8 protein-coding genes are annotated in these 10,883 nt (G+C 64.4%); 3 read left to right on the top strand and 5 right to left on the bottom strand.

Annotated elements, in window-relative coordinates; translation table 11 throughout:
* Positions 1-1,390 (top strand): biosynthetic-type acetolactate synthase large subunit (gene ilvB, locus NTX40_00620; protein MCX5647596.1); only part of this gene is annotated, 1,390 nt, incomplete at its 5' end.
* A gap of 269 nt (positions 1,391-1,659) precedes the next feature.
* Here ilvB and NTX40_00615 read toward each other — a convergent pair.
* Positions 1,660-2,199 carry a PsbP-related protein gene (locus tag NTX40_00615; protein ID MCX5647595.1) on the bottom strand — a complete coding sequence of 180 codons (540 nt, stop codon included), beginning with the start codon at positions 2,197-2,199 and terminating at the stop codon, positions 1,660-1,662.
* A 245-nt stretch (positions 2,200-2,444) separates the two neighbouring features.
* Positions 2,445-3,020: a hypothetical protein gene (locus tag NTX40_00610; protein ID MCX5647594.1), complete on the bottom strand. Its 576-nt coding sequence runs from the start codon at positions 3,018-3,020 to the stop codon at positions 2,445-2,447.
* 521 nt (positions 3,021-3,541) lie between these two features.
* Between NTX40_00610 and NTX40_00605 the strand changes: the two genes are divergently transcribed.
* Positions 3,542-4,633, top strand: a complete 1,092-nt coding sequence (locus NTX40_00605) for a metallophosphoesterase (GenBank protein ID MCX5647593.1) — start codon at positions 3,542-3,544, stop codon at positions 4,631-4,633.
* Between the two features lie 169 nt (positions 4,634-4,802).
* Here the strand turns inward: NTX40_00605 and NTX40_00600 are convergent, their stop codons facing one another.
* Positions 4,803-7,379 (bottom strand): hypothetical protein, encoded by a 2,577-nt coding sequence (locus NTX40_00600; protein MCX5647592.1) that lies wholly within the window; start codon positions 7,377-7,379, stop codon positions 4,803-4,805.
* Positions 7,380-7,528: 149 nt separating this feature from the next.
* On the opposite strand from NTX40_00600, the gene NTX40_00595 reads away from it, so the two are divergent.
* On the top strand, positions 7,529-8,161 hold the full coding sequence (locus NTX40_00595; GenBank protein ID MCX5647591.1) for an NAD(P)H-dependent oxidoreductase: 633 nt from the start codon (positions 7,529-7,531) through the stop codon (positions 8,159-8,161).
* Positions 8,162-8,212: 51 nt separating this feature from the next.
* On the opposite strand, the gene NTX40_00590 is transcribed toward NTX40_00595, so the two are convergent.
* Together NTX40_00590 and NTX40_00585 are read right to left on the bottom strand one after the other, a co-directional pair.
* On the bottom strand, positions 8,213-10,249 hold the full coding sequence (locus NTX40_00590; protein ID MCX5647590.1) for a hypothetical protein: 2,037 nt from the start codon (positions 10,247-10,249) through the stop codon (positions 8,213-8,215).
* 257 nt (positions 10,250-10,506) lie between these two features.
* The coding region (locus NTX40_00585) for a glycoside hydrolase family 97 C-terminal domain-containing protein (protein ID MCX5647589.1) at positions 10,507-10,883 on the bottom strand (377 nt) is incomplete at its 5' end.

The following is a 10,883-nucleotide window of genomic DNA, read 5'->3' as shown; positions in this document are numbered from 1 at the left end:
TCTTGTGGCCATCACGGGGCAGGTCAAGACGCACCTGATCGGCAACGACGCGTTTCAGGAGGCGGACATCACGGGCATCACGCGCCCCGTCACCAAGCACAACTACCTGGTGCGGGACGTGAACGAACTGGGCGAGACGCTACGAGCGGCGTTCCACATCGCGCGCACCGGCCGGCCGGGGCCGGTCCTCGTGGACATTCCCTCGGACGTCGCCGTCGCCGAAACCGACGCCCCCGTGCCGAACGAAGTGACCCTGCCGGGCTACCGGCCCGTCGTGAAGGGGAACCGTCGGCAGATTCAGCGTGCGGCCGAGGCGATCAACGCCTCGGAGCGCCCGCTCCTCTACGTGGGCGGGGGCGTCATCATCGCGGGGGCGTCGGAGGAACTTCGCCGGCTCGCCCAGGAGGCCAACATCCCCGTCACGACGACGCTGATGGGCCTCGGTGCGTTCCCGGAGGACCACGCGCTGGCCCTGAAGATGCTGGGGATGCACGGCACGCCGTACGCCAACTACGCGGTCCAGGAGTCGGACCTCTTGATCGCCGTCGGTGCGCGCTTCGACGACCGGATCACGGGCGACGTCAAGAACTTCGCGCCGCACGCGAAGATCATCCACATGGACATCGACCCGTCGAGCATCTCGAAGAACATCCGGGTGGACATCCCGGTCGTCGGCGACGCGCGGGACATCCTGGCGGGCCTGCTGGAACTCTGCCAGCACCGCCAGCGCGCCGAGTGGTTCGCCCAAATCGCTGAATGGAAAGCGAAGTATCCGCTCGCCGACAAAGGCGACGGCCTGAAACCCCAGTACGTCGTCCAGCAGGTGTGTGAGGTCTCCAAAGGCGAGGCCGTCATCACGACCGAGGTCGGCCAGAACCAGATGTGGGCCGCCCAGTATTACACGCACCGGCATCCGCGGCACTTTATCTCCAGCGGGGGCCTGGGGACGATGGGCTACGGCTTTCCGGCGGCGATCGGCGCCCAGGCCGGCCGGCCCGACGCCATCGTCGTCGACATCGCGGGCGACGGATCCTTCCAGATGAACATCCAGGAACTCGCGCCCGCGGTCCACGAACGCCTGCCCGTCAAGGTCTGCATCCTCGACAACGGCTACCTGGGGATGGTCCGCCAGTGGCAGGAACTCTTCTACAAGAAACGATACTCGGGGACGACGCTCGCGGGGAACCCCGACTTCGTCCGCGTGGCGGAGGCGTACGGGGCGCGCGGCCGGCACGTGACCAAGGCCGAGGAAGTCCGCCCCGCCCTCGAGGAAGCCTTCGCCGACCGCAACGTCTGGGTCCTCGACTTCCACATTGAGCCGGAGGAGAACGTCTTCCCGATGGTGCCGGCCGGCGAAGCCATCAACCGGATGATCGGCGGCATGGCGTGAACGGCGAGTGCCTGAGTTCCTGAGTGCCTGAGTAACTGAAACGGGTGTGAGTCGGCGGGGCTGGCTCGCCGGCCCGCTTGTCCCTGTTCAGCAGTTGGACCCCTTCGGGGCGGGCCGCGTGCCGTCACCTCGAACCTCATGCGTAGCGCGGCGTCCCCACCCGTGCCACGCAAACGCAAAGCCCGGGGATTGGAATCCCCGGGCTTCTCTTTCGCTCGTCACGGGTGGCACTGGCGGCTTGTCCGCCAGTGCCGTCTTCAGCCGCGCCCTTACTCGAACCGGAACGTGCTGGCAATCTCCTCGAAGCGGGCCTTGTAGGCGTCGAACGAGTCCGGCGTGGCCGAGCACGTCAGCGCGTAGCCGCGATTGCCCTTCACGGCGACATAGAGCGTGCCCTTGACGCCAATCTGTCCCATCGTCGTCTGATAGACGACCCGCTTGGCCGCCTCGCCGCCGAGTCGGGCGTCGGCGACCTCCGGCTGCCGGGCCTCGGTGAGCAATTTCCCCAGGTTCACCCTGCTAAGGTTGAAGTATTCGTCCAGGGTCATCGGCGACGGCAGCGCCTCGACCGTCACGTTCACGTTTTCACGGAACGTATCGGCCTCCCCTTCTGCCGGGCTCAGGGCGATCACCACCGTCCCCATCACGTTCTCTTTCTGTTCCCACTCCGCCGGAAACCGGATGGAGAACCCTTCCTGTTTCTTGTAGTACCGTCCCGGCTCGGGCGACCCGCTCGAACATCCCGCCAACGAGGCCGACAGAAACGCAAGTCCCAGGACTGCGAGCCCGACGAAACGTTTCCTCGCCATGATCCGCTCCTGACCAGAGGTTCCGCGGCCGCTCGCCGCATCGAGAAGAATATAGGTTCAGCGCCGCGCCCTTGTCAAAAGCAAAAGCGCCCGGCGGCACGATGGCGAGGATCGCCTGGAAAGATGAGCGGTCGGTCGTCATGGCGTTTCTATTTGAAAACCCGAAAGGGCTGGTGCGCAACCGCCAGGACGGCCCCCCTCTTCTTTGCCGTGCTGTGTGGCCGAAATCCCTCAAGGCGCGGCTATCACTTGCCGGGGCGCGTTGGTGGCACACCGCCAACTGGGACGTTGAAGACCTCGCCGGTGGTGTCGTTGTATGCCTCGAATGAGCAAATGGCCGGATTGCCTCCGGTTGTCCTCATGATGAACAGCCGCGCCTTCTGCGTAGTCCGGCTGACGATCGGCGCGATGAAGTCGGGACCGATGGTCCTGCCGTTGAAGCAACCCACCCATCGGGAGTCATTGGCGTCCCAGCACTCGATTACATAGCGGATGATCGAAGAGGATGCATCCTCTTTGATCCTGAATTCGTTAATGGTTGTGGGCTCAGTGAAATCGAGTTGGAGCCACTGGTCATTGGACAACGCGGCCTGGATGGGGGTTTGCCGCCAACTACCAATCCTCCCCTCGAAAGGATAGACGCTCAGCGGTTGGGGCGGCACGAATTTTTCAAAGGTCCGGCGTCCGATGTCCAAATCCGGACTTCCCACCGCATAGAGCCGGTAGGGAAAGACAGCGTAGAGTTTCGGAAGCTCATCGCCCGGCCGGTCGTAAATCACTTCCGCGGCAAGGAGGATATTCTTACCCGCCTCGCCGGCCATCGCTCGTCATTGCGTGCCAGGGGTGCGGCAGACCCTGCGAAACAACCTGAAGCCATAAGGACCAACGGAATCGTCCACCACGGCCCACCCAGGCGGGCCGTGGCACATGAACGGCTGTACCCCACCGAGGGTGACGCCGTCAGGAGATAAGTACCATGTCCCCGGAACTCCGCGTTTGAATATACTGAATTGAGTTGACAGCCCGCCGCCGGGCGGGTACGTTGGCACCATGGCACGCCTGGCCAGGACGGTCGCTGCGGGTAACCCGCATCACGTCACCCGGCGGGGCAACCGGTGGCTGCCTGTATTCTTCGGAGATAAGTATCCTGTCCCCAATGGCATTCGAAGGCAGGCGCACCAGCCGCCGAATGGCCTTGGTGCTGCCTTGCGGCCCGGTTCTGCCGGCCTCCACCCATTTGGAAACTGCCCGAAAACCCTTAACTTAATGCCATTGTATCCTGTCCCCGGAACTGCTTCGATGCGTTTTTGAACACTTTATTCCGACAGTCAAGGAACTTGCCTTGTCGCCAAAGAAACCGCTGCTTGTCGCCCTGCTGATGCTGTCGGCCCTCGCCGCCCGCGCGTGGTCCGCCGAGACCCCCGCCCCGCCCGCGCCCCCCGCTGCGCGCAACTTCACCTTCATCTCCACCTCCGACTCGCACTACAAGGCCGCCGAGGCCAAGACCTGGAACGAGTGGGACCACGAGACCATCCTCCAGATCAACGCCGTCACGGACCTGGCGTGGCCCGAGAAACTAGGCGGCGGCCCCATCGCCCGGCCGCGCGGCGTGCTCCTGCTGGGCGACTGCATCGACGATGGCGACCGCGCCCAGGACGGCCGCAACGTCTCCGAGGAACAGTACAAGGCCTTCCTGGCCGACGTCGGCCTCGACGGCACGGACGGCGCGCTGAAATTCCCCGTCTTCGAGGGCTGGGGCAACCACGACGGCCCGCCCGAGGGCAAGACCAAGGGGACCTTCAGTTTCCAGGCCGAACTCAAGCGGCGCAACCGGGTCCGTCTGGCCAAAGGCCTCATCTCGAACGTCTCGGCCAACGGCCTCCATTACTCGTGGGACTGGGACGACGTGCACTTCGTGCAACTCAACTTCTATCCGGCCGACAAGCAGCGCGAGAGCGTCCGCTATTCGCCCGTGTGGCACGACCCGCAGGGGTCGCTCGCGTTCCTCAAGGAGGACCTGGCCAAGAAGGTCGGCACGAGCGGCTGGCCGGTCGTCCTGATGAGCCACGCCGGCTTCGACACCGACTGGTGGGTCGCCGACGACTGGAAAGACGCCTACGACGCCGCCAAGGATTACAACGTCATCCTCTACCTGTACGGCCACACGGGCACCGGCACCCGCGAATGGGCCCCGGAAGGCGAAACGAAGAAGTGGACCTGCATCAACGACGGGAACCTGACGGCGGGCTTTTTCGTCATCCAGATCACCGGTGACCGCCTGCGGGCCGCCTACCGCACGCGGGCCAACTTCAAGATCACCCGCAACCCGGACGGCACGTATACCCGTGAGTGGAAGGGCGAGTGGGAATGGCAATGGTTGCTGGAGAAGAAGTTCTCGGCCCCGGCGCCGCCGCGATCGCGATCGCATGAATAAGGTCGGGCGCCACTTCCCAATGGTACGCGTCGTCCTGGAGCGCGCTTCGCGCCTGCGAGACGAGCGCGAAACTGTTGCCCCCCATCACCGCCGGAAAGAGCGCGCCCCGCCACGCCGACTATAGGCGCTCGGGCTCGCTCCCGTCAAAAGCAAAAGTGCCCGCCGGCCGCTACGACCCGCCGCGCTCCGTGCGGGACTCGATGAGTTCGGCGACCCCTTCGCGGAGGGCCCGCCACGCCTCCGCCGACGCGCCCTTCTCGCCGCCGACGTAATGGTCCACGAACTCGCGCGTCTGCCCCGGCGTGAGCGCGAGCCGACGACGCAGGATTTCCAGGTACTCGATCGTCTGCTCCGCCTCGCGGTAGGCTTTCAGGCGCATCGAGGGATGGATGGCGGCCGGCCCGTCGCCTTTCGGCTCGAAGATGAAAAGGCCCAGCGTGTCCGCCTGCCGCAGCGCCGAGCCGTCCTTGTTAATCGTCTGCCACGGCACGATGCCCGACGCGCCCGCGCGGTACGCCTCGAGCACCCACCGGGCGGTCTGGCGGTTCGATTCCTCCACGCGGCTCGTCGAGCCGTACATCCAGATCCTTTCGCCCGTCCGCTCGGTCCGGTCCGCCACGAGCCAACCGTATTGCCGCAGGGCGTCCGTGCTGACGACCCAGAGGTCCGCCTTGCCCTCGAGTTGGCCGCGGTCGAACTCCGGGCGCGAGATGTCGATGCGGTACCGCACGGTCGCGTGCGGCTCCGGCCCCTTGGCGCGCTTCACGAGGTCCGCGTAATACGCCAGCGCCCGGTAATCCCAGTACGCTGTCGGCTCGTCCAGAATCCACGGATTCTTCTCACGCTCGTTCAGGCTTCCTTTATTATTGAGGTAGATCTGGAACCCCGTCCGCGTCCAGCCCTCGCGCTCCGCCACGCCCAGAAAATCCTTGAGAATGTTGACGAACGTCTCAGCATACTCCGGCCGGCCCTTGAACGCCTCGTACGCGTCCGCGTTGCCGTTGAAATAGGCGCGCACGTTCAGCGGCCAACTCTCGTGGAACGCGAGATAGAACCCCGGCGCCGGGACCGGGCCCCGGTGGCCGTTCTTAAAATAACTCCCCGAAAGGTACGGGCCGAAGACGGCCACAAAATCGTCCCAGTATCCGCGCGCCGCACCGGGCTCGATCGCGTTGTAGCGCTTCTCGTCCATCCGCCGGCCGTTCGGCATCACCATGTCCAGGTTGCACTTGCGGGCCCCCGGCGCGGCGGTGCTGTGCGAGTAATAAAGGATGTTCGCGTGCACCCGGTGGTCGTACGCGATCTCCTGGAGCCGATAGAATTCGCTCACCTTGTCCGGCAATCCGTAAGAGTTCATCTCGCAGAGGAAACTCGCCTCGCGCGGAATCGCAAACCGCCGGACCGTAAGCGCTATTGGCACCGTCCGCCCGTCCGACACCTTGAGCGAACCCGCGACGCGTTCCCGCGCGAAGTCGAACGGCACGAAGACGTCCACGACGACCGGCGTCCAGGCGTCGGGCGAAAGGTCCAGCCGCTCGAACGGCACGAGCGGATCCGGAATCCGCCGCCCTCCCTCCGACGCGACGTAAACGGCGCGGCGCATCTCGGTCCGAATCCCCGGCAACTCGCACGCCAGCGTCACCGCGCCCTTGCCCTTGAGGAGCGCCTGGAACCCCACGACCTCGCCCCGCGCGGCCGCGAGGCGAATCGTCCCGCCGTCAAACACGCCGTTCCGCGTCTGGTAATCCGCCGGCAAATCCCCGACCGGATTGCCCGCCGCGTCGTACTTGTCGAGCACCGGGATGACGCAGAGGTCCCTGAACACGGACTTGGCGGCGGAAGCGGCGGGGACGCTCAGCATCGGCGGCGGCTTCGGATTCGGAACCGTGGCCGTCAGCGAAACCGGCCGGCTCTTTTCGCCCGTGCGGCTGAGCGTCACGACCGAAATCGCCACCCGTGCGCCGGGCGCAAGCCCCAGGTCGCGGACCAAAATCACCTGCTCCCGGCCCGGCGCGACGAACGGAATGTTCCACCGCGGCAGCGCCTTCCCGCCGACCGTCACCTCGTACGCAAAGCCGTTCCTCGGTCCGCGCAGGTGCAGCCGCATCCCGTCGGCGTCCCCGTTGTCCGCCACGCGGAGGTCCGTCGGCGGGTCGGGCTTCGGCTCCGTCCCGCCGAACTCGACCACCAGGTAAGGTTCCTTGCCGCGCTCCTCGCGCGAGTAGATCCGCGGGTTGCGCGAATAGTCCGCGACCCATTCGTGGATCGCGAGGCCGTGGGCCGCCCCGATCGCGATCGCATGAATAAGGTCGGGCGCCACTTCCCAATGGTACGCGCCGTCCTGGAGCGCGCTTCGCGCCTGCGAGACGAGCGAGAAACTATTGCCCCCCGTCACGGCCGGGAACGGCGCCCCCGGCCACGCCCACCCTTCCTCGCGCTGGACGCCGGACGTAAGGGCGTTGGACTTCATCTCGTCCCAGTCGGCCGAGATCGTCGAAAGCGTCACGCCGCTTATCTCGTGGTCCACGCGCCGGCAAACGAGCATCGCCGACCGGACGAGTCGCCCCCGTAGCGGCGCGGCGTCTTTGATGCGGATGCGCGGTTCGGCGCCCGCGTTGAGGTGATACTCCCCGTCCACCAGGACGATGGAGTTGTCGGCCGTCACGGGGACGCGGACCTCGCCCTCCGCCGCCGACGCAACGAGCAAAACCAGAACCGCCGCCCCGCATCGCACCGCGTAGCGCATAGTCGAATCCTCCGATGCCGCCGACGCCGCACCATCCTACCCGCTCGCGCCCGCCCCCCGCCACGCCCGAGTTGAGACGCGAAAACGCATAGCCTCACCCTCAAGCAGCGGATAGAATAGAGAGTCGCCCAGACAAAAGGAGGCCCGGCATGGCCCACATCCTGCACGTTCAGGCGTCCCCGCGCGGGGACGAGTCGTTTTCCATTCGCACGGCCCGGGCGTTTCTCGAGGCCTACGCGAAAACGCATCCCGCCGACACGATCGAGACGCTCGACCTGGCGGCCCGCCCGCCGATCGAGTTCCGCGGCGAGGCCGCCGGCGCCAAGATGCAAATCCTCGGCGGCCAAGCCCCGACCGCCGACCAGGCCAAGGCCTGGGCTCGGGTCACCGAAACCATCCGCCGATTCAAAAAGGCCGACAAACTCCTGGTCTCCTCCCCGATGTGGAACTTCGCCCTTCCCTATCCCCTGAAGCATTACATCGACGTCATCGTTCAGCCGGGCGAAACGTTCCGCTATACGCCGCAGGGAAAGGTCGAGGGGCTCATGCGCGGAAAGCCTTGTCTGCTCATCCTCGCGCGCGGCGGGCGCTATGAGTCCGGCACGCCGGCCGCGGCGATGGATTTTCAACTGCCCTACCTGAAAGCCGTCCTGGGGTTCATCGGCATCGAGAAAGTCGGCGTGATTCTCGTCGAGCCGACCGCCGCGGAAGGGCCCGACGCGGCTGAGAAGGTGCTTGCAGCCGCGGTGGCCGAGGCACGCCAGAAAGCGGCGGCGTTCTAGCGGCCGGACCGGAGGGCGGGAAAAAGGGGGGATGATTGATCGGGCAAATGTTCATCGCCGCGGACCCGGAATCGAGTTTATTGAACGGCCCGCCGAGTGCGGATACAGCAGCCCGGCCTGTCGGGCGACGTCCAGCGTCAGGCGCGTCAGCGACACGGGATTGGTCTCCGGCAACAGCGTTTTGGTGAAGTCGTACCAACTCTCGACAATCAGGTCGTCCGGCTGTCCGCCCGCGGCACGGTAAAGGTGGAGGGCCTTCAGCGTCTCCTCTCCATACTGCGCTTCGCTGTGCGTGCGCCTCGCCTCGGAGTTGTAAATCAGGCCAAAGCGGATGCCGTGGCGGCGGCAATACTTTTCTATCGCGAGAATTTTCGCGGTCGCGTTGAGCGGCGTTGAAACCAGCGGCGAGTGGGTCGCGGTAAGATAATCGTAGGGAGTGTCGATGTGGATGAATGCAAGCCGCTCGCCGGCAGCATCGAGGGCCTTCAACAACTCGTCGAGCACCTGGGTCAGTTCGTAGCCTGAACCGGCCGACCACGATCCTTGGCCAAAATATGACTGATGCTTCTCGAAGTCCCACCAGACGGTGTTGGGGATGATGCCGATCTCGATTTCCGGATGTTTCTCGTGGATGCGCTTGAAGTACGCAACCAACTGCGCGATGGCCTTGGCCAGAGGTAGCTGCGGATTGCCATAGGCACCGCCTTCACCCGGCTTGCGCCCGCCCTTCAACACGCGGCTGATGGGATCGTCCAGTCCAAGCGAAGCGATGCGTCCGCCAGCCGCATATACGCGATCAAGCAACTCGAGTTCACGATCGGCAGACCTGATCCCGATATCTTCGCCCAGTTCGCCGTAGATGCCCGCTGCCTCCAGCGCCAGCGGTTTGTCCGCCGCGCGCAGAAACTGCACCAGTTTCGGGACATCGAGGTTCCATGGCCGTTTCCATTCGCCATGAGCGTCCTTGAGTGCAAGCACACGCATATGCATCTTGAAGACCGCCAATGCGCCACGCGCTTCGGCCCACGGCGCGTTTGTTGGAAACAGCGGATTGGGGTCAGTGCGGAAATCAGGGCACATCCAAACGCGATATGGGCGCGCATCCAGACGAGGGTACAAGACGGACGATTGGCAGAGGCTGGTTTCCTTGATGGAACACGCGCCGTCCATTTCGGCGGTTATGCTCAACTGAGCCGCGCCACGCGGGGCGAAAAAGTCGGCGTGAAACGACTGCAGCGCATGTTCTTTCCCAACCTTGGCCCGGGCGCTGAGCGTGTAGTACTGGAGTTCGTTCACGGTCAGCACACTGCTCTTGAGCGAGCAGGCGGGCGCAGGCGACACTGGCGTGCCGCCCGTGCCCTCCCAGGTTACATGCTGAGCTCCGCCTCCCTCGCCCTTTTGTAGAGCGGGGTGCTGCGGAGAGACCTTCGACGGTCCAACTTGCTCCGGCTCGTCCGTGCGAATGGCCGCGCCCGCGGCATCGAGCCAGACGGCCTTGAAACGAAGCGCAGGCGCAGGTGCGGCAAGCTCCAGCGCCACATCATCAAAAAGGCACGCCACTCCCGGCGCAACGCCGAGCAGAATCCGGCAGCGCCGCGCTTCCAGCGGAGCTGTGTATATGGTGCCGTGCCGCGTGTACTCGCGCGGTTTGTCCTGCCCGAACCAGTCGTTGTCGTAACCGACCACCTTTTCCTGAGCAGTCAGCCACGCAATGGTCACCTGGTAATCACCTTCACCTCGAGTTTGCTTGACAAACGATGTCAGCCGGTAACTGGCGTGGGGTGTTACGGCGAACAACGGAGATGAAACCTGCACAGTGTTGGTGTCCGCGGCCAGACTGAGTGCATTGGTGCCGCCGTGCGCGTTGCTCGAGAGACTGACGCCCGCCTGTCCCTCCGGCCAGCCGGTCAAGCCGTCCTCGAACCCGCCATTGGCCGGATCAGCGCCGTATGCATTGAACGCCGTCAGAACCAGCAGTGCGCAAACTACCAGCTTGATCAGCGGATTAGCCTGCAAAGGAGGCCGATTGGCAGGGTATGGCAAATCGCCGCTGGTTGCCGTCTGGCTCTGCACAACATCAACTTTCACAATCATGTTCCTTTATTCTCGCATCCAGATTATACTGCTTCCGGGATAGGGCCGCCCGGCCCGCGGCCGGACGAGCGCAATGAACGCATCCGGTTCCTCGGGGTTGTGGTTGGGGTTTGATTGCATACCGGAGTGAACAATGCGGGTAGGAATTTGCTTTTGAGGTGAAGGCCGTTGGAAGAGCCGGTGACCGGACCGGAGGGCTGGGGAAATGGGGGTTGGTTCTCCAGATCGATTCTCAATACTTGTAGTACTAATCACTTCTTCGCGCTGTCTTTCAACACCATACCGAACCCGCCGCCGGCAGGCATCTGCACTGTCAGCGGCTTCCCGGCATTGATTTCAACCGGATCAGCAACAAACGGCAGATCCTTCGCACCAGCATCCGGCGAGGCCGGTTTTCCGTCATGATATAAAGTTGTCCTGTATGTTCCTTCTTTCAGGAAGTCCAGCTTCAGGGCGATCTCTCGCGGAACATCGGCATTGATGCCGGCAATCCACCAGTCGCCCCCCTTTCGCCGCGCAACCACTGCGAACTTGCCGGGCTCGCCGTCGATGAACCGAATGTCGTCCCAGGCCGCCGGCAGGTTTTTCAGAAATTCCCTGGCCGGGTTCGATACAACGTTTTCAGGAT

The sequence above is a fragment of the Planctomycetota bacterium genome, from assembly GCA_026387035.1.
In the GTDB taxonomy this organism is placed as follows: domain Bacteria; phylum Planctomycetota; class Phycisphaerae; order FEN-1346; family FEN-1346; genus JAPLMM01.
The sequence above is the reverse complement of the archived record's forward strand: the minus strand, read 5'-3'. Positions and strand labels throughout refer to the sequence as shown.